Raw genomic sequence first — 19158 nt, forward strand, 5'->3', positions numbered from 1 at the left:
AGAGAAACACCATGCCCCAGGATTGGAGCGCCCAGTGACGTCCGTGATGCCGATTGTGCGCATAGCGATCCTCACCGACAACAGGCTCACGGAGATGGCCCTGCCCGCGGAGTTGCCGTTGCGCGAAATACTGCCGGCCATTCAGCGTCTGGCGGCGCCCTCGGAAGAGGTCGCGTCCAACGGCGAGGCGGGCAGCGACGCGGGCGCGGCGTCGCAGCTGACCCTGGCGCCGATCGGCGGCGCTCCGTTCAGCCTGGACGCCAGCCTGGACACCGTCGGTGTCGTCGACGGTGACCTGCTGGCCCTGCGGCCGGTGCCGACCGGACCGGCCGCCCCGGGCATCGTCGAGGACATCGCCGACGCCGCGATGATCTTCTCGACCTCGCGGCGCAAGCCTTGGGGCACGGCGCACATCCAGCGCGGGGCGCTGGCGGCGGCGATCGTGGTTGCGCTCCTGGCGACAGGTCTGGGGGTCGCCTATCGGGCGGCCACCGGCGCGCTGGGTGGCCTGGTGGCCGTCGCCGCCGTCGCGGTGCTCGTCGCCGTGACGAGCCTGCTGATCGGCTCGCGATCGGCGCGTGCCGCGCACGCCCTGTCGATCACCGCGCTGGCACCGATCGCGGCGGTGTTGGCGCTCGAGGTGCCCGGGCGGTTCGGGGCGGCGCAGCTGCTGCTCGCCGCTGCCGGCGTCGCCGCGTGGTCGATGATCGTGCTCATCATCCCCGCCCCCGGGCGCGAACGGGTGGTTGCCTGCTTCACCGCGGCGGCGGTGGTCGGCGCCGGCGTGGCACTGGCGGCCGGTGCCGAATTGCTCTGGCAGCTCCCGATATTGACCATCGGCTGCGGGCTGATCGTGGCGGCCTTGCTGGTCATCGTCGAGGCGGCGCACCTGTCGGCGTTGTGGGCGCGCTTCCCGCTGCCCGTCATTCCCGCACCGGGTGACCCCACCCCGTCGGCGCCGCCGTTGCGGGTGCTCGAGGATCTGCCCCGCCGGGTGCGCGTCGGCGACGCCCACCAGAACGGATTCATCGCCGCCGCCGTGCTGCTCAGCGTGCTTGGGTCGGTGGCGATCGCGTTGCGCCCCGAGGCGCTCAGCGTCGTGGGCTGGTATGTGGTGGCCGCCAGCGCGGTCACGGCCATCCTGCGTGCGCGAGTGTGGGATTCGGCCGCGTGCAAGGCGTGGCTGCTTGCCCAGCCGTACCTGGTGGCCGGGGCCCTGTTGGTGATTTACGCCGCGACGGGCCGCTACGCCGCCGCCTTGGGGGCGGTGGTGGTGTTGATCGTCCTGGCATCGGTGTGGGTTGTGGTGGCGCTGAACCCGCGCATCGCGTCGGCGGAAAGCTATTCGCTGCCCGTGCGCCGGCTGTTGGGCTTTGTCGCCGTGGGTCTGGATGCTTCGCTGATCCCTGTCATGGCCTACCTGGTCGGTTTGTTCACCTGGGTGCTCAATCGATGAAACGGGCGTTAACAGCCTGCTGCACAGCGGTTTTAGCCGCAGGGCTGGCTGCCGCTCCGTCGGCATGGGCGATCGCGAAGCCGGTGGTCGATCCGGGCGTGCCGCCGCCGAGCGGCGCGCCGGGGGCCGTGCAACCGATGGAGCAACGCGGCCCGTGCAGCGTCACCGGAGTCATTCCGGGCACCGATCCCGGCGCCCCAACACCCAGCCAGACGTTACTGAATCTCCCTGCGGCGTGGCAGTTCTCGCGCGGCGACGGGCAGCTGGTGGCGGTCCTCGACACCGGGGTGCGGCCCAGCTCGCGGCTACCGAATGTCGACCCCGGTGGTGACTTTGTCGAGTCGACCGACGGCCTGACCGATTGCGACGGGCACGGCACTTTGGTTGCCGGGATCATCGCGGGCCAGCCCGCCCCGCCCGGCCAGGAGGACGGCTTTTCCGGGGTCGCGCCCGGCGCGCGGGTGCTGTCCATCAGGGTCACGTCGGCCAAGTTCTCGCCTCGAACGCCGGGCGGCGATCCGCAGCTAGCGCAGGCCTCGCTGGAGGTGGCCACGCTGAGCCGGGCCATCGTGCATGCGGCCGATCTTGGGGCGCGGGTGATCAACATCTCCGCGGCCACCTGCGTGCCCGCCGACCGGCCCGTCGACCAGGCCGCGCTGGGCGCGGCGCTCAAGTACGCCGCGGTGGACAAGGACGCGGTGATCGTGGCGGCCGCGGGCAACACCGGGTCGACCGGGTCGCTGGCCGGCGGAACGTCGTGCGAGTCGAATCCGCTCACCGATTTGGGTCGCCCCGACGATCCGCGCAACTGGGCCGGCGTCACGTCGATCTCCAGTCCGTCGTGGTGGCAACCGTATGTGCTCTCGACGGCTTCGCTGACCCCGGAGGGGCAGCCGTCGAAATTCACCATGGCCGGCCCGTGGGTGGGGGTGGCCGCGCCCGGTGAAAACATCGCATCGGTCAGCAACCGCGACGGCGGCGGCCTGGCCAACGGGCTGCCCAACGACCACAACCAGCAGGTCGCCCTCAGCGGCACCAGCTACGCGTCCGGCTATGTGTCGGGGGTTGCGGCGCTGGTCCGCAGCAAATACCCGGCGCTGACCGCCACGCAGGTGGTGCGCCGGATCACCGCGACCGCGCACAACGGCGCCCGGGCGCCGTCCAACGTCGTCGGCGCCGGCATCGTGGACCCGGTGGCCGCGCTGACCTGGCAACTGCCCGCCAACCCGGAAGCCCCTGTGGCACAGGTAAAGCCGGTCGCCGCCCCGCCGGCGCCGGCACGCAAGGACAACCACCCGCGGACCGTGGCGTTCGTCGGGACGGCCGTGCTGGCCCTGGTGGTGGGCGCGGTCGCCGCGACCACTGCGATTGCCGCGCGCCAGCGAAAGGAGTTCACCCGATGAGCCGAACCGTTCCGGTGCCGGGAGCCGGCCGGATTACCCTGGCGCTGTTGGCCGTGGTGCCCGCGGTGATGGCCTACCCCTGGCGCACGCCGCGCGAGCAATGGGTGTTGGGCGTCGCCGTCGCCGTCGTCATCGTGCTGTTCGGCTGGTGGGGCGGGCTGCATTTCACGACGATCCTGCGCCGCCGGCTGGCGATGATGCGCCGGCCCAGCCACCAGGCCGGGTCGCCGGCGCGGACAACGGCGCTGCTGCGGCTCGGGCCGCCGACCGGCGACCAGGGTGTGCTCCCGCTGCCGCTGATCGCCGGATATCTCGACCGCTACGGCATCCGCGCCGACAGGGTCCGAATCACCAGTCGCACCAACCCAGCGAGCACATCCGCGCCCCGCCAGACCTGGATCGCGCTGACCGTCTCGGCCGCGGACAACCTGCCCGCGCTGCGGGCCCGCTCGTCGGCGATCCCGATGCACGAGACGACCCGGGTCGCCGTGCGCCGACTGGCCGACCACCTGCGCGAGGTCGGTTGGGAGGCAACTGTTTCCGAGCCCGACGTGGTGCCCCGGCTGCTCGACTCGGCCGGCCGCGAATCGTGGCGCGCGGTGCAGGCCGGCTCGGGTTACCTTGCGGCATACCGGGTCAGCGCGGACGACGCGTTGCCGCAGACCCTGGACGCGATCGCGTCGCTGCAGGCGCGGGAGGCATGGGTGGCGCTCGAGATCGCCGAGGGAACGGTCGCGGTCGCCTGCGCCCTGCTGACCGATGCGCCACCATCGGCGGCCGCCCCGCTGGCGGGTCTGACCGCGCAGCGCGGAAACCAGCGGCCCGCGCTGGCGGCCCTGGATCTGTTGTCCACCGAACGACTGGACGGGCACACGGCCGCGTCGGACGATCTGCTCAAGCGGCTGGACTGGCCCTGCCCGGTCGCCGGCGCCCACCGGGCACCGCTGGCCGAAGCCGGCACCTAGTTAAACATGACCTCGTGCAGGAACGGCGTCATCCGCCGCAGGTAGTCCAGCTGGCTGACGTGCGCGACGTGGCTGCCGGGGAACCAGTGCAGCGCGCAGTGATCCCAATGCTCCCAAAGCTTTACGGCCTGGTCCGGCGGCGCCATCCGATCGCCGAGCCCGGTGATGATCATCCGGCGGTCCTTGGCTATCACTGGGACATAGTTCAGCGGGCAGTGGTAGGCCAACCCGGCGTTGAGCTCGTCGCGGTCGATGTTGGCCAGCCGCAGGCCCAGCCCGACCAAGGCGTTGGCCGGGAACCATTCGTCGAACAACTTCGCGGGCGTGACGACGGGACAGTTGGGGATCACGGCCTCGAGCCGGTCTTCGACCGCCGCCAACAGCGCCGTGGTGTAGCCGCCCAGCGAAATCCCGGTCAGTGCCACGCGCTGAACACCGGTGTGGCGCAGATAATCCACGACGGAGCGGAAGTCGTGCACCGCCTGCGCCATCGACTCGGCGAAGCCGGCCAGCCCGCTGGCGAAGTAGCCATAGCCGCTGAACGGTGACAACCGTTCGGCCCGCCGACCGTGAAAAGGCAAGGTGTACAACAACACGTCGTAGCCCGAGCGGTAGTACCACGGCAGCGAGAAGAACAATCCGTTGAAGAAGTACGACGAACCCATGAAGCCGTGGATCACACACAGCGTCGGGCGCGGTCCGTCGTCGTGACGCCAATGCTGAGCGCGCGCAACGCTATTGGCGCTGAAGGTGTTCCACTGCGTTCGCATCGCCGGGTTGATCGGGGTAAAGCTGCTGCGGAACGAGATGTTGTCGACCGTCCCGTGCGCCAGCCACTCGGCGAGCGGGCTGGCCCGCCGCGACCGGACCTCGGGCAGTTCGGTTGGAGCCGGGAAGGACGTCGCGATGTCCCGCTCGGCCGCCAGCTCGGCGTAGAAGGCCAGATTGCGTCGCTCGCTGCCCGGGTGACGCATGGCGTGGGCCAGGACGGACGGCGCCACCGTCGTGGACAGCAGCGACGAGGCCGCCGTCCGCAACGCGAGGTCGCCGATCGCGAACATGTCGACCACCGCGCGCTGACCGGGGGACAGGTCCGAGCGGGCGGGTAACCCGGCGGCCGGCGCCACATCCGCGCCCTCGGCACCCAGTAACGGCATCTCGGACATAGCCGGATGGTATCCCGCGACCGTGGCTTAATGGGGCTCAACCGGGCGTAATACGGTTGTCGGTAGCAGCGGCTGATCTGGAGGATCGATATGTGGGATCCGGACGTGTACCTGGCGTTCGCCGACCATCGCGGCCGCCCCTTTTACGACCTGGTGTCGCGGGTCGGCACCGAGCGCGCACGCCGGGTGGTCGACCTCGGCTGCGGGCCGGGCAACCTGACCAAGTTTTTGGCCAAGCGCTGGCCCGACGCGGTGATCGAGGCGCTGGACAGCTCCCCGGAGATGGTCGCCGCCGCCCGCGAACGTGGGGTCGATGCGAGCACCGCCGATTTGCGCGACTGGAAGCCCAAGCCCGACACCGACGTGGTGGTCAGCAATGCGGCGCTGCACTGGGTGCCCGAGCACGCCGACCTACTGGTCCGGTGGGCCGGCGAGCTGGCGCCGGGATCGTGGATCGCCGTTCAGCTCCCAAACAACTTCGACACGCCATCGCACGCCACGGTGCGCACCTTGGCCCGTCGCGATTCGTATGCAAAAACCATGGCCGACATACCATTTCGAGTCGGCGCCGTCGTTCATCCGCCGGAGAAATACGCCAACCTGCTGCTCGACGCCGGGTGCAAGGTCGACGTCTGGGAAACGACGTATCTGCACCAGCTGACCGGCGAGCACCCGGTGCTGGACTGGATCACCGGGACCGCGCTCGTTCCGGTGCGCGAGCGGCTCGACGACGAGGGGTGGGAGCAGTTTCGTCAAGAACTGATCCCGCTGCTCGACGATGCCTACCCGCCCAGGGCCGACGGCACCACGATCTTCCCGTTCAAGCGGGTGTTCATTGTGGCCGAAGTGGGCGGCGCCCTCCGGTCGGCCTGAGCCGACGGCCCGCTGCGCCCGGCTGCACCGTGCTTGCGACCGTTGGGCCACCGCATGAGCCAATTACCTTCACGATGACCCGAAACACCAACTCATTCCTCGATGCCGCGGTCGGCGGCCAGCGGCGACCGGCTGGTCGGCGCGCGGTGATGGATACGCAGATACGTCTCGGTGTAGCGCGTGGCGACCTGCGTGCCGGTGAAGTCTGACGGGATCACGTCGGCGGTGCGTTGCCGCCAGTCCTGCAGCCGGGCGGCCAGATCGGCCGCGATCGCCGCTATTTCCCCGCTGTGGTCATTGGCAAGCAGGTTGTTGGTCTCGCCGGGGTCGGCGCGCAGATCGTAGAGCTCGCGTTGCGGGCGCGGTGCTTTGACCGACGGCGCGACGGCCATGCCGGACGGGCTCTCCTCGATGTCCCACGGCAGGTCCAGCATCGGGCGGGGCACATAGTTCTCGATGTAGCAGTAGTCCTTGGTACGGATGGCGCGAATGGGATCGAAGGCGTCGTGATAGGTCTTCGCGGCGTACACGTGATCGCGCACCGGACCGGTGTCGGAACCGAGCACGCTGGCGGCATGTGACAGGCCCTCGATGTCCGCCGGCACGTCGACACCCAGCAGATCCAACAGCGTGGGCACCAGGTCGACGCCGCTGAACAATTCGTCGTAGACGCGCGGCGGCACCGCCCGGTTGGTGGGTGGGCGCAGCACCATGGCGATGCCCGTACCGGCGTCGTACAGCGTGGATTTCGCGCGGGGGAACGCCGGGCCGTGATCGGTGAGGAACACCACCCAGGTGGTGGCGTCCAGTCCCGTCTCGGCCAGCGTGTCCAGCAGTCGGCCGACGGCCGCGTCGGCGGTGGTGATGGAGCCGTAGAAGGCGGCCCAGTCCTCGCGTACCTCGGGCGTATCGGGCAGATAGTCGGGCAGCTCGATGGTCGCGGTGTCGGCGGGTTGATAGCGCTCCGGCGGGTAGGGCCGGTGGACTTCGAAGAACCCGGCGGTCAATAGGAATGGTTGCCCGGAACGAGCCGGGGCTTCCTCGCGCAGCCACCGCTGGGCCTGCTCCGTGACGTACTCGCAGTAGGAGTTCGAAACATCGAATTCGTTGTAGCCCAGCCGATTCGGATAGGAAGTCTCGTGCTGCATACCGAAAAGAGCTGAATACCAACCATTTTCGGACAACAGATGCGGAAGGGTCCGCACCCCGGGGCGGTATTCCCAGCCGTGATGGGCCAGCCCGACGAGCCCGTTGCTCTGCGGGTAGCGCCCGGTGAAAAGCGACCCGCGCGACGGTGAACACAGCGGCGCGGTGGCATGCGCGCTGGTGAACAGAATGCCCTCGGCGGCCAGCCGGTCCAGTCGCGGGCTGACGACGTCCGGGTGACCGTAGGCGCCGAGTTGGCGTCCCAAATCGTGCCAATGCACGATCAGCACGTTCTCTACGCTTTTCGGCTCTGCGGCCACTCCGTCACCAGTCATCTGCGTCATCCCGATCGGCGACGATACCGCAGCGGAAAGCGCGTTGCCTGTGATAACTGAGACGTGTGGACAAGCTGATCGGCGGGCTCGGTCTGCTGGAGTCGCCACGCTGGCACGACGGGCGGCTGTGGGTGGCGGACTGGACGGCCGGGTTGATCCGCGCGATCGACGCCGCGGGCCGTGCCGAGATCATGGTCGAACACGAGTCCCTGCCGCTGTGCTTCGATTTTCTCCCGGGCCTACCGGCAAACGGGGGTTTGCTGCTGACGTCCAGCAGCGAGCGGGCGCTGCTTCGACTGTCGGGGGACGGGACGCTGAGCAGGTATGCCGACTTGTCGGGATTGTCGCAGCAGCGCTACAACGACATCGTGATCGACGGGCGTGGCAACGCCTACGTCAACAACGTGAACTTCGACTTCGCCGCCAGACCACCAACGGGCGACCCGGCCCCGGGGTTTGTCGCGCTCGTGCACGAAGGGCGCGCCCGGGTGGTCGCCGACGATCTGGCCTTCCCAAATGGGATGGCGGTCACCGCGGACAACGCGACGCTCGTCGTCGCCGAGTCCTACCGGCACCGGCTGACCGCCTTCGACATCGGCGCCGACGGTTCGCTGTCGAATCGCCGGGTCTGGGCGGACCTGGGTTCGCACTCACCCGACGGAATCTGCCTGGACCGCGACGGGGCCGCGTGGTACGCCGACGTCGGCGACTGCTGCTGCGTGCGGGTCGCCGAGGGCGGCGAGGCGTTGCAGCGCGTCCAACTCGATCGCGGCGCCTTCGCGTGCATGCTCGGCGGGCGGAAGGGATCGACGCTGTTCGTGGCCGCGGCGCACTGGCCCGGGCCACAGCGGTTGCAGGATTACACCGGCTGGGACGGCATGGTGGTGGCCACTCGCGCACCGGCCGCGTCGGCGGGTTGGCCGGGCTCCGGCTGATTCCACCGGTTTTCGCAGACGAAGTCCTTCAGGGGTCGCGCGAAGGCCCAGCCGTCCAGTTCTAGGGCCGGCCGCTCCGGGAACTCGGGTACCGGGCCCAGGCACAGCACGGCCACCGGCTCGGCATCGCCCGGCATCGCCAGCAGGGCAGCCAGCCGTCGCGGATCGAACAGCGACACCCAGCCCATGCCGAGTCCTTCCGACCGGGCCGCCAGCCACAGGTTCTGAATCGCGCACGACACCGACGCGAGATCCATCTGCGGCAGCGTGCGCCGGCCGAAAACGTGCCGGTCGCGGTCATCGCACAAAGCGACGACCAGCAGCTCGGCGCATTCGAGGATGCCCTCGACCTTGAGCCGCAGAAATTCGTCGCCGCGCTCCCCGAGCGCCTGGGCGGTGAGCGCGCGCTCGTCGTCGACCAGGGCGTGAATGCGTTCGCGCAGCTGCTGATCGGTGATCCGGATGAAGCGCCACGGCTGCATCAACCCGACGCTCGGAGCGGCGTGCGCGGCCTGCAGCAGGCGCGCCAGCACCTCCTCGGACACCACGCCGCCGGGCACGAACCGGCGCATGTCGCGCCGTTCGGAAATCACCCGGTATACGGCCCGCCGTTCCTGCGCGGTGAACACATGGTCGTCCACACGGCCATCCTAGGAAGGCCGGGTTGCGGTCAGCGGGAAGCGCGTGACGTTTCGCCGGCCCGCTGGCCGCCGCGTATCACGATCACGGGTGATAGGTGACGCCGACCGCGCGGAAGACGTACTCGGGCGGCACATCGAAGGCCAGGGAGCGGCGCGGCAACCGAGCGAGCACCTCGTCGGGGATGGCGTCCTTGTAGTGCAGCGACAGCTGGCCGCTGAACTTGGGGTCGACCTTGGCGACGTCGAGCTCGAGTTGCAGGCCCGTCGAAGAGATCTCGGCCGTCGCGGCGCCGGCCTCCGCCTGGTCCCAGCGCACGTCGATGGCCCGGCCGGCCAACTTCGGGACCACCGACAGCGTGCCCAGCACCCGCTGCGAGGTGAACACCAACGAGCCCGCGTAACTCCCGACGGTGCCGGCGGACCGCAGCCCGGGAATGGCGCCGCTGAATCGCCGGGTGACGGCGACGTACTCGGCGAGATGGATGAGCCCCTCCGCTTCGACCTGAGCGCGCAGGTCGGCGGGAAGCTTGCCGATTCCGAACAACTTGCGAACGAAGACCGCCATGAGGCCAGTATGGCTGGCGGCATCACGGGGCAGTGATCGAACCGGGTCTAAACCTTGACTTGACCCCCGGGTGGCGCCGCCCGACGATGATTTGCATGCGCGGACTGATAGCTCTGCTGTGCGCTGCCGTTCTGGGATGGGCGTCGGTCGCGCTGGCTCCGGACGGTGGCGCCGCCGCCCCGTGGTTCGCGAACTCGGTTGGCAATGCCACGCAAGTGGTTTCGGTGGTCAGTACCGGCGGATCGAACGCGCAGATGGACATCTATCAGCGCACCGCTGCCGGCTGGCAGACGCTCAAGACCGGCATCCCCACCCACGTCGGTTCTCAGGGCATGGCGCCGCAGGCCAAGAGCGAGGTTCCGGCCACCCCGATGGGGGTCTACAGCCTGGACTCCGCATTCGGCACCGCGCCCAATCCCGGTACGGGATTGCCGTATACCCAAGTCGGGCCGAACCATTGGTGGAGCGGCGACGACCATAGCCCCACCTTCAACACCATGCAGGTATGCCAGAAGTCGCAGTGCCCGTTCAGCACGGCCGCCAGTGAGAACCTCGACATTCCGCAGTACAAGCACGCGGTGGTGATGGGCGTCAACAAGAACAAGGTTCCCGGCGGCGGGGCGGCGTTCTTCTTTCACACCACCGACGGCGGACCCACCGAGGGGTGCGTCGCGATCGACGACGCCACCCTGGTGTCGATCATGCGCTGGCTACAGCCCGGCGCGGTGATCGCGATTACGAAGTAGCCAGCGCGCGGCCGGGCTTGATCTTAAAGTCCAAGCCCTTCAACGACATTGTGGCGTCATAGGTTCTGTCGTAGCCGGTGACGCTGATCTTCCAGCCGTTCTCGGTGCGCCGGTAGGTGTCGTGGTAGAACGCCGCACCGATCAGCATGAAGTCGAGGTCCGCCACGATGACGCGGTCCTGCAGGTACCAGGTGCCCGTTGCGGTATCGCCGGTGACGGCGATCTCGGGATGGGTGACCCGGTGTTCGGTGATGATGTTCGCGGGAAGCGCCGAGCGCATGTAGTCCACCAGCTCGGTGCGGTTGGTGAAGTGCAGCTCGTTGCCGAGCGACGGGCCGTAGTCGCCCTTGATGTCCTCGGTGAGCGTGTCGGCGTACTCGTCCCAGTTTTTGGTGTCCAAGGCGCGCAGGTAGCGGTACTTGACCTGCTTGATGGCTTCGAAATCGGCGAAATCTTGGGGGGTCATCCCGTCATTGCAGCACACGGGAAAGTAGGCCTTCGGCCCGGCTTGGCCTTTCGTCGAGATTGCAACCTGGCACACTCGGCCCGGCGTGTCGCGTGCGTGGGTTAAGTGTCGGCGTCATTGCAGCGCACGGGTGACCATGTCGATCAGGGCGCTGCGCTCCAGGCTCCAGTCGATGTCGGTCCCGGTCACCATCTGCGCCAGCACCACACCCCGCAGCGTGGCCCAAATCACCTCGGCCACACCGGCATTGGCCGGGTCATCGGTGATCAACCGACCCAGCCCGCCGATCGCGGAGTTCATTTCGAGCAGATGGCGTCGCGAGGAGTCGCCCAGGCCCCCGCGGGTGGCCCGCAGGATTTCGAAGGCCGCCATGGAGGTGGGGCTGCTGTAGCAGCTCCAGGCGGTGTCGACGACGACCTCGATGCGTTCGCGCAGCGGTAGTTCGCTGACGTGCGCCGCCGACAGGCTGTCGACCAGCCTGGCCACCCCGTCGTCGACCACGGCCATCAGCAGGCCGTTGCGGTCGCCGAAGTGGTACTGGATGACGCCCCAGGTCACGCCCGCGCGTTCGGCCACGTGTTTGGCGGTGGCGGCGGCGAAGCCTTCCTCGATGATGCAGCGCACCGTCTCGTCGATGATCTTCGCGCGGGTGTCATCGCCGCGCTTGCGCGGCGCGGTGGTACGCCGGGTGGGAGCGATGGACCCGATCGACTTCATTGTTGACTTTATAACATAGTCGAGTCTATTTTTGGCGGGTGACGTCGTCTCGATACGCGCAGCTGTCCCGTTCCGAGCTCGCCGTCTTGGTGCCGGAGCTGCTGTTGATCGGGCAGATGATCGATCGGTCCGCGATGGGCTGGTGCATCAGTTCGTTCGGCCGCGACGAGATGGTCCAGATCGCCATCGAGGAGTGGGCGGGCGCCAGCCCGATCTACACCCGGCGCATGCAACGGGCGCTCAACTTCGAGGGCAACGACGTGCCCACCATCTTCAAGGGCCTGCAGCTCGATATCGGCGCCCCACCGCAATTCATGGATTTCCGGTACACCATCCACGACCGCTGGCACGGGGAGTTCCATCTCGACCACTGCGGCGCGCTGCTCGATGTCGAGCCGATGGGCGAGCAGTACGTCTTCGGCATGTGCCACACCATCGAGGACCCGACCTTCGACGCCACCGCGGTGGCCACGAACGCACGCGCACAGGTTCGGCCCATCCACCGACCGCCCCGCACGCCGGCGGACCGGCACCCGCACTGTGCCTGGACCGTCATCATCGACGAGTCCTATCCCGAGGCCCAAAGCATTCCGGCGCTCGAGATCGTCCGCCAAACCCGCGCCGCGACATGGGAATTAGATCCAATCGATCGGTCCGACGAGGGCAAGGCGGACTACACCGGCCCCGTGCTGTCCGACTTCGACTTCGACGCCTACTCGCACTCGGCGCTGGTCCGGCTGGCCGACGAGGTCTGCCTGCAGATGCACCTGCTGTACCTGTCGTTTGCGATCGCGGTGCGCGCCCGCGCCACCGACGACGCCCAGGCCGTCACGATCTGCACCAAGGGACTGACGGGTGTGGCCGGGCTGGCCGCCGAGCGGATCCACCGCGCGCTGGGGCTGCCGGGCGGAATCGACGGAGCCATGCGGGTTCTCGAGCTGCATCCCCTGCTCAATCCCGCCGGCTACGTGTCGGCCGAATTGGCGGGCAACCGGCTGATCGTCCACCGTTCGCCGGCGCACGACGACAACGCCTGGATCGCCCTGTGCTCACCGGGATCGGTGCAACCTTTGCAGGCGATCGCCACCGGCGTGGACCCGCGCATCGGGGTTCGGGTCAGCGGCACGGACACCAAATGGACCGCCGAGCTGGTCGAAACCGATTCTCCGGCCGACGAATTGCCGGAGGTGGCGGTGGCGAAGTTCAGCGGGGGATCGACATTTCAGTTCGAGCCCAGGCGTTCGCTGCCGCTCACTGTCGTTTAATCCGGCGCACGCTGTCAAGGCGTCGTCGATACCGTTTTGATGACGACACGGCATCGAGCGGATACCAATGAGGTTGTGGCCAGGCCGGATTCAACGTGTCTGCCGTTATGGTTAACGCGGCCCAGACCCCCGCAGACCCCTAACAGACGCCCCTAATAGACGAAGGTATTCGCTCTATGTACGACCCGCTTGGGTTGTCGATCGGGACCACCAACCTGGTCGCGGCTCGTGACGGCAGTCCGCCGGTAGCTCGCCGGGCTGTGCTGACGCTGTATCCGCACTGCGCACCGAAAATCGGTGTGTGTGCGGATGATTCGGGCTTCATCGAGCCCGGAGTGCCGATGAGCGGCTTCGTCGAGCGCATCGGCGACTCCGTGGCGCTGGTGTCTGGCGACGGATCCAGCCACGACCCCGACCTGTTGATGGTCGAGGCGCTGGACGCGATGGTGGTTGCCGTTGGCGCCGATTCGAGTTCTTCGGAGATCACGATCGCTGTTCCGGCACACTGGAAGCCGGCGAAGATACAGGCTTTGCGCAACGGCTTGCGCACGCATGTGGGCTTCGTCCGCAGCGGTATGGCACCGCGCCTGGTCTCGGACGCGGTCGCGTCGTTGACCGCGGCGAACGCCGAACTGGAACTCCCCGACGAAGGGGTGTTCGGACTGCTGGACTTCGGCGGCGGCGGCACCTCGGCCACCTTGCTGGAGGCCATGAACGCCGGAACCGACTTCGAACCCATTTGCGCCACAATGCGTTGCACCGACTTCTCGGGTAGCGAGATCGACCAGGCGTTGCTGCTGCGGGTCTTCGAAGAGTTGGGCCACGGCAGCGGCATCGACCCGGACAGCACCGCCGGCGTCGGGCAGCTCGCCGAACTGAGGGAGCAGTGCCGCGCCGCCAAAGAGCGGCTGTCCACCGATACGGTGACCGAGTTGGAGGGTGTGCTCGGGAGGCGCCGGTGCAGCATGACGGTGACGCGTGGCGAGCTCGAAGACCTGATCCAAGACCGGTTGAACAGCTTCATCTATTCCTTCGATGACCTGCTGCGGCGCAACAAGAAGACCTGGGGCGATCTCGCCGCGGTGGTCACGGTCGGCGGCGGCGCCAGCATTCCTCTTGTCGCACAACGGCTTTCGAGGCATGGTCGGACGTCCGTCCTGACTGTGTCGCAACCTGCGCTGGCGGCGGCCACCGGTGCATTGGCGTTGGCCTCGCGGGGCGAGAAGCTGGATCTGCGCACGCGGTCGTCCATTGGCCTTTTCACGGCGTTTGCCGGCAGCGGCGCCATCGAACTGCCCGCCGGCGACGTGCTGGTGATCGACCACGATGCCATGACGGATCGCGAGTTGGCCTGGTCGCAGACCGAATTGGGCGAAGTGCCGGTGCGCTACGCCGACCACGCCTACGACGACGACGGTGCCGCCGGCTGGTCGATGCGCCTCAACGTGATCGACGAACCGAGGGAACCCGCGTGGCGCCGACTTCGGTTGTCGCAGTTCATCGTTGGCCTGTGTGCCCTGGTGGCCATGACCGCCATCGGCGGGGTGGCCTACACGCTGACCGGCATCGAGAACCGCCAGTCTCCCGTCGTGCCGAGCGTCGCGCCCCGGCCGTCACCGCCGCCCCCCTCCGCGGTGCCCACCGTCGTCCCGCCGCCGCCGTCGGCGGCCCCGGTTCCCACCGTGGCGCCGATCCCCAGCGCCGAGCCGCCACCACCACCGCCACCGCCGCCGTCGCAACCCCCGCCGCCCCCGGTGGTGGTCACGACCGTGGCCCCGCCGCCGGTGATCACCCACACCGTGACGCCCCCGCCCACGACGGCGGTGACCACGACGGCGCCGCCTCCGCCGCCGCCGTCGGACACGACGACCACGCCGCCCCCGCCGCCGACGACCACCAGCACGACGGTGCCGATGACGACCGAGTGGATCCACGTTCCGCTGCTGCCGCTGCCGATACCGGTTCCCGTGCCGAAGAGTCAGGCGCCGGCGAACCCGGCTCCGCAGTACCCGGCTCCGCAGTACCCGCAGTACCCCCAGTCCCCGCAGTACCCCGAATATCCGGGCGGCGGTGGCTACGGGCAGTACCCGTACTCGGGCTCCTACTGACTCTCCGCTAGTTGCGGCCTCGGCGAGGCCGCCCGCCCGCGGGTAGCGTTGATGTATCCGCGTCGGGGGGATTCGGAGAGCAAGTGGACATTGTACTTGGGGTATCGGTGGCGCCCACGGCGGTCCGACTGCTGCTGATCGAAGGCGAGAACGCCGACGGCGCCACCGTGGAACAGGACAATATCGAGGTGGTCGCCGGCGAGCGGCTGGCCAGCCAGCTGGTTGCGGCGATCGTCGGCACCCGTGAGGCCGCGTTCGAGGCCGGCCACCGGCTCACCTCCACCGGCGTGACCTGGACGGACCCGGCCGATCCCGCCGAGATCGGGGCGCTGCGCGACGAGCTCGCCGCCCGCGGCCTCGCCGACGTGATGCTCGTCTCCCCGCTTTTGGCCGCGGCCGCGCTCGCGCAGACGGTGGGTTCCGCAATCGGCTACCAGCGCGTCGCCATGTTGTTCATCGAGCAAAACAACGCCACGTTGGCCGTCGTCGAGGTCGCCGACGGGTCGATCGCCGAACTGCACCGGCAGCGGCTGCAGCCCGGGCTGAGCGCGTCGCGGCGGGCGGCCCACCTGGCGACGATGGTCGCCGGGCTGGACGCGCGCGGCCCACAGCCCGACGGCATATTCCTCATCGGCTGCGGCGCCGACATCGTGTCGATCAAGCCCGCGCTGGAGGCGGTGACGTCGCTTCAGGTCAGCGCGCCCGAAGAGCCCGACATGGCGCTGGCCCGCGGGACGGCGCTGGCGTCGGCGGACGCGCCGCTGTTCGCGTCGTCGACGGCCGCCCTGGCCTACGCGCTGGATCCGGCCACGGGTGAGCTGAGCACCGGCTCCTTCGCCGCGACCGACCTCGCCTACAGCGCCGTCAAGGACGAGGTCGACGTGGACCACGGCGCACCGCGGCGGATGTCGGTCCTGGTGGCCGCCAGCGCGCTCGCCGCGATCCTCGCCGTCGTGGCGGGGGTGCTGCTGGTTTTGACCGCGGACAGGCCGTCGGCCGCGCGGCAGTACCCCCGCGCCCGCGTCGCCAATCCGGCGCAAGTCCCGTCCCAGCCGCCGCAGGCACAGCTGCCGCCGCCCAGCTCGCCGCCGCCACCCCCCGCCCCGGCACCCGGCCCGACGGCGGCCGCCGCCCCGCCGCCGCCGGCGTACACCCCGCCACCGGCGTACGCGCCGCACACCCCGCCACCGGCGCACACGCCGTACACCCCGCCCCCGGTGCATCACGCACCGACGCCGCGGGCGCCCGCGCCCGTCCCGACCCCGGTGCCGCAGGCCGCGCCCGCCCCCACCCCGGTCGCTCCGCCCCCGGCCGCGCCGCCGCCCCAACCCGCGCCCGCCGCGGTGCCCGCGCGCCCGCCGATGACGATGTACCTGCACTTCCCGTTCGTCACAGTGCCGATTCCGATCACCCCGCCACCCCCGCCGCCCCCGCCCCAGCCGCCCGCTCCGTAGGCCGTCAGCGAAGTGCGTGGCGGACCGTGTCGAGTAAGCGCACACTGGTCGATATCGGTAGGTGCGGTAGGGAGGTCGCGTGGGCGAGTACGGCGGGTTCGGATTTGACCCCGAGGACCTGGATCGAGTGATCCGGGAGGGCAGCGAGGGACTGCGCGACGTGTTCGACCGGCTCGGCAGATTCTTGGGCGGCCCCGGCGGTCGCGCGGGCTGGTCGGCGGTGTTCGAGGACCTGTCGCGGCGCCCGCGGCCCGGCCCGGAAACCACCGGGGAGACCGGTGACGGGGTGTGGGCCATCTACACGGTGGGCGAGGACGGCGCCGCGCGCGTCGAAGAGGTCTACGCCAGCGAGCTGGACGCGCTGCGCGCGAACAAGAACAACGTCGACCCGAAACGCAAGGTGCGTTTCCTGCCGTACGGCATTGCCGTCAGCGTCCTCGACGACTCCGAAGAGTCCGCCTAGTCACCCCTGCTGCACCACGTTTCCCGAGCCGGACTTGCTGACCTTCGGCGAGCCGGTGTGATACGTGACCTTGTTGTTGAAGCCGGACGCGTCGATGGTGTCGACGGCATCGACCGTGATCACGTTCTGCACGCCGGAGACCGTGAGGCTGGCGCAGTGGCCGGTGATCACGACGGTGTTCGACACTCCGCTGACGTCGACGGTGTTGTCGTTGCACGCGATCGTCTGGTTCTCGTTGATGCCGGCGACGGTGAGGTTGCCGCCGGGCGGTGCGGTCGACGACGCGGGTGGAGGCGGGGCCAAGGTGATGGTCAGGCTCGGTGCCGTGCGGGGTGTCGTCGTCCTCGGCGCTGTCCTGGGCGCCGTGGTCATGCGGGAGCTGCTGGTCGGGGTCGAGATCACCGCCGAGCCGCCGCGGGAAAACTGGTGGGCGGTAAAGGCGGCGATGCCGCCGACCAGAGCCAGCACGCCGACCACCAACAGCGCGCCCAGGATCCACCACACGCGGTTGCCCGACGGAGGTCGTGGCGTCGTCCCGGGATACGGGGCGCCGTAACTCCCCGGCGGCCCGAAATTTCCGGCCGGCGGGACCGGCGCGCCGGCCCACGGCGGGGCCTGATAGCTATAACCGTCGGCCGGTTGCGGGCCGCCCAACTCCGATGCGCGGGCCGCGTCGGACAGGGGCTGCTCCAGCTCGCGGATCCGGCGTTCCGGGTCCTCCTCTGCGTTCATGGACCGATGCTCCCATCGGATCGCGATCAATGGGTAGTTTCAGCACTGTGTCCGACTTGCCGAATCGTCAAATCCTGTTGCGCCGCCGCCCCAGCGGGCTGGTGAAGCCCGATGACACCGAGCTGATCACCGCTCCGGCACCCGAGCCGGCCGACGGGGAGGCGCTGGTCCGAACGACCTACGTGGGCGTCGACGCCGCCGCACGCACCTGGCTCGACGGGCAACCGGGCTACCTGCCGCCCGTCGAACTGGGCGACGTCATCCGGGCCGCCGGGATCGGCGAGGTGGTGGCGTCGCGCTGCGACGCGTACGCCGTCGGCGACATCGTCACCACGCTGACCGGATTCCAGGAATACGTGATCGTCCGCGACGACCTGTTCACCACGCCCGTCGCCGATCGCGACGCCGACCAACTCGCCGTGATGTCGGTGTACGGCCCGACCGGCGCCACCGCCTACTTCGGGATGACCGGCATCGGCCGGCCGCAGCCGGGGGAGACGGTGGTCGTGTCGGCCGCCGCCGGCGCCACCGGGTCGGTGGCGGGGCAGATCGCCAAGATCGCCGGCGCCCGCGTGGTCGGCATCGCGGGCGGACCGGAGAAGTGCCACGCGGTGGTCGAGGATTTCGGCTTCGACGCCTGCATCGACTACCGCGAGGACGGCCTGCCGGCGGCCCTGAAAAAGCACTGCCCTCGCGGGGTCGACGTCTATTTCGACAACGTCGGCGGGCCGATCCTGGACGCGGTGCTGGGCCGGCTCGCGCACAAGGCGCGGGTCGTGCTCTGCGGTGTCATCTCCAGCTACCTGACCGGCGAGCACCCCGGGCCGGCCAACTACGTGAGCCTGCTGGCCAAATCGGCGCTCATGCAGGGGTTCAACGCGCTGGAGGAATGGAGCCGCTTCGACGAAGCCTTCGTCGCGCTACGCCAGTGGGAGCTCGACGGCCGGCTCAAACACCGCGAGACCGTTTTTGAGGGCATCGAATCCTGCGTCGATGCCCTCAACGGCCTGTTCACCGGCGCCAACATCGGCAAGATGCTGGTCCGGCTCAGTTAACCCTCGCCCAGGGCGCGGTGCAGCGTCTTCTTGGCCTCGGTCAGGGCCTCCAGGACCTTGGTCCGGGTCTCGGCGAGCAGTTGCTTCTGCTCGTCGGTGCCGGTCCAGGCGATCGTGCGGGCCAGCCCGGCGATTTCGAAGAGCTCCCGGCGGATCTTGAACACGTCGCCGAATTGAGCGGCCCGCTTGAGGAACGCCTGCGCGGTCTCGGCGCTAATGCCCTTCCACGCCAGGAAGTTCTTGCCAAGCTCGGTCAGCGTGGCCACGCCGTTGTCGACGGTCACCGCGCCGCGGCCGGCGAGCAGCCCGATGGCAAGCTCCGCGACCTCATGCGGCGGGGTGAAGGCACCGCCGGTCTTCTCCGACACCCGCTGCACCACCTGCGCGGCGTCGGCCGGCCCGTCGAGCAGCATCGCCGCGGTCGCCAACGTCGCCCGCTTCAGCCGCCGCGGGCCATGTTTGCCGAAGGGACCGCCGAAGCCGCCAAAACCTCCGAAGCCGGGCCCGCCAGAGCCGCCGAACCCGCCGAAAAATCCGCCACCAGACATCGTTGTCGTTTCCTTTCCATGAGACCAGTGGAGTATCAACTTCCTTGATACCACCGGTTGCCGGCATGTCAACCAACTTGATGGTGGCGGGTGGCTGATATCGTCGCCGCGGACCTGTT

General features: G+C 69.1%; 19 protein-coding genes. 11 read left to right on the top strand and 8 right to left on the bottom strand.

Going from position 1 to position 19158, the window contains the following annotated elements:
* Positions 1–46 precede the first annotated feature (46 nt).
* The 3 genes from eccD to eccE are packed head-to-tail and all read left to right on the top strand — an operon-like array spanning position 47 to position 3824.
* On the top strand, positions 47–1456 hold the full coding sequence (eccD, locus tag G6N66_RS00495; RefSeq protein WP_139825090.1) for a type VII secretion integral membrane protein EccD: 1410 nt from the start codon (positions 47–49) through the stop codon (positions 1454–1456).
* The gene (mycP, locus tag G6N66_RS00500; RefSeq protein ID WP_085231738.1) at positions 1453–2859 is read left to right on the top strand and encodes a type VII secretion-associated serine protease mycosin; all 1407 of its coding nucleotides are present in this window, start codon (positions 1453–1455) and stop codon (positions 2857–2859) included. Before eccD ends, mycP begins: the two co-directional genes overlap by 4 nt.
* Entirely contained in the window at positions 2856–3824 is a 969-nt protein-coding gene (eccE, locus tag G6N66_RS00505) for a type VII secretion protein EccE (RefSeq protein WP_085231737.1), read from the top strand. The genes mycP and eccE overlap by 4 nt, the downstream gene beginning before the upstream one ends.
* Here eccE and G6N66_RS00510 read toward each other — a convergent pair.
* On the bottom strand, positions 3821–4990 hold the full coding sequence (locus G6N66_RS00510; protein ID WP_085231736.1) for an alpha/beta hydrolase: 1170 nt from the start codon (positions 4988–4990) through the stop codon (positions 3821–3823). The two genes, eccE and G6N66_RS00510, sit on opposite strands and share 4 nt — an antisense overlap.
* Before the next feature lie 90 nt (positions 4991–5080).
* On the opposite strand from G6N66_RS00510, the gene G6N66_RS00515 reads away from it, so the two are divergent.
* A complete protein-coding gene (locus G6N66_RS00515; protein WP_085231735.1) occupies positions 5081–5863 on the top strand; it encodes a trans-aconitate 2-methyltransferase in 783 nt (260 codons plus the stop codon).
* Between the two features lie 92 nt (positions 5864–5955).
* Here the strand turns inward: G6N66_RS00515 and G6N66_RS00520 are convergent, their stop codons facing one another.
* Positions 5956–7353 carry a sulfatase family protein gene (locus G6N66_RS00520; protein WP_085231734.1) on the bottom strand — a complete coding sequence of 466 codons (1398 nt, stop codon included), beginning with the start codon at positions 7351–7353 and terminating at the stop codon, positions 5956–5958.
* Between the two features lie 56 nt (positions 7354–7409).
* On the opposite strand from G6N66_RS00520, the gene G6N66_RS00525 reads away from it, so the two are divergent.
* On the top strand, positions 7410–8279 hold the full coding sequence (locus G6N66_RS00525; RefSeq protein ID WP_139825087.1) for an SMP-30/gluconolactonase/LRE family protein: 870 nt from the start codon (positions 7410–7412) through the stop codon (positions 8277–8279).
* On the opposite strand, the gene bluB is transcribed toward G6N66_RS00525, so the two are convergent.
* Together bluB and G6N66_RS00535 are read right to left on the bottom strand one after the other, a co-directional pair.
* On the bottom strand, positions 8204–8908 hold the full coding sequence (bluB, locus tag G6N66_RS00530) for a 5,6-dimethylbenzimidazole synthase (RefSeq protein WP_139825089.1): 705 nt from the start codon (positions 8906–8908) through the stop codon (positions 8204–8206). The genes G6N66_RS00525 and bluB overlap by 76 nt on opposite strands.
* 94 nt (positions 8909–9002) lie before the next feature.
* On the bottom strand, positions 9003–9485 hold the full coding sequence (locus G6N66_RS00535) for a mitochondrial porin family protein (RefSeq protein ID WP_085231731.1): 483 nt from the start codon (positions 9483–9485) through the stop codon (positions 9003–9005).
* A 95-nt stretch (positions 9486–9580) separates the two neighbouring features.
* On the opposite strand from G6N66_RS00535, the gene G6N66_RS00540 reads away from it, so the two are divergent.
* Positions 9581–10231: a L,D-transpeptidase family protein gene (locus tag G6N66_RS00540; RefSeq protein ID WP_085231730.1), complete on the top strand. Its 651-nt coding sequence runs from the start codon at positions 9581–9583 to the stop codon at positions 10229–10231.
* On the opposite strand, the gene G6N66_RS00545 is transcribed toward G6N66_RS00540, so the two are convergent.
* Together G6N66_RS00545 and G6N66_RS00550 are read right to left on the bottom strand one after the other, a co-directional pair.
* Positions 10221–10697, bottom strand: a complete 477-nt coding sequence (locus tag G6N66_RS00545) for a nuclear transport factor 2 family protein (protein ID WP_179968238.1) — start codon at positions 10695–10697, stop codon at positions 10221–10223. The genes G6N66_RS00540 and G6N66_RS00545 overlap by 11 nt on opposite strands.
* A gap of 114 nt (positions 10698–10811) precedes the next feature.
* Positions 10812–11414 carry a TetR/AcrR family transcriptional regulator gene (locus tag G6N66_RS00550; protein ID WP_085231729.1) on the bottom strand — a complete coding sequence of 201 codons (603 nt, stop codon included), beginning with the start codon at positions 11412–11414 and terminating at the stop codon, positions 10812–10814.
* 38 nt (positions 11415–11452) lie between these two features.
* Here G6N66_RS00550 and G6N66_RS00555 point away from each other — a divergent pair, with 38 nt between their 5' ends.
* The 4 genes from G6N66_RS00555 to G6N66_RS00570 all read left to right on the top strand — a co-directional run bounded on the left by G6N66_RS00555 (position 11453) and on the right by G6N66_RS00570 (position 16704).
* The gene (locus G6N66_RS00555) at positions 11453–12679 is read left to right on the top strand and encodes a hypothetical protein (RefSeq protein ID WP_085231728.1); all 1227 of its coding nucleotides are present in this window, start codon (positions 11453–11455) and stop codon (positions 12677–12679) included.
* Between the two features lie 176 nt (positions 12680–12855).
* Positions 12856–14787: an Hsp70 family protein gene (locus G6N66_RS00560; protein WP_163645751.1), complete on the top strand. Its 1932-nt coding sequence runs from the start codon at positions 12856–12858 to the stop codon at positions 14785–14787.
* An 83-nt stretch (positions 14788–14870) separates the two neighbouring features.
* Positions 14871–16241, top strand: a complete 1371-nt coding sequence (locus G6N66_RS00565) for a DUF7159 family protein (protein WP_163645752.1) — start codon at positions 14871–14873, stop codon at positions 16239–16241.
* Between the two features lie 79 nt (positions 16242–16320).
* Positions 16321–16704 (top strand): hypothetical protein, encoded by a 384-nt coding sequence (locus G6N66_RS00570; protein ID WP_085233730.1) that lies wholly within the window; start codon positions 16321–16323, stop codon positions 16702–16704.
* Here the strand turns inward: G6N66_RS00570 and G6N66_RS00575 are convergent, their stop codons facing one another.
* Complete coding sequence (locus G6N66_RS00575; RefSeq protein ID WP_085233775.1) at positions 16705–17436, bottom strand: DUF3060 domain-containing protein; 732 nt, start codon at positions 17434–17436, stop codon at positions 16705–16707. It lies immediately after the preceding gene.
* A 47-nt stretch (positions 17437–17483) separates the two neighbouring features.
* On the opposite strand from G6N66_RS00575, the gene G6N66_RS00580 reads away from it, so the two are divergent.
* Entirely contained in the window at positions 17484–18491 is a 1008-nt protein-coding gene (locus G6N66_RS00580) for an NADP-dependent oxidoreductase (RefSeq protein ID WP_139825282.1), read from the top strand.
* Here the strand turns inward: G6N66_RS00580 and G6N66_RS00585 are convergent.
* Positions 18488–19039 carry a hypothetical protein gene (locus G6N66_RS00585; RefSeq protein ID WP_085233732.1) on the bottom strand — a complete coding sequence of 184 codons (552 nt, stop codon included), beginning with the start codon at positions 19037–19039 and terminating at the stop codon, positions 18488–18490. The two genes, G6N66_RS00580 and G6N66_RS00585, sit on opposite strands and share 4 nt — an antisense overlap.
* Positions 19040–19158 lie beyond the last annotated feature (119 nt).

This window comes from Mycobacterium conspicuum, from assembly GCF_010730195.1.
In the GTDB taxonomy this organism is placed as follows: Bacteria; Actinomycetota; Actinomycetes; order Mycobacteriales; family Mycobacteriaceae; genus Mycobacterium; species Mycobacterium conspicuum.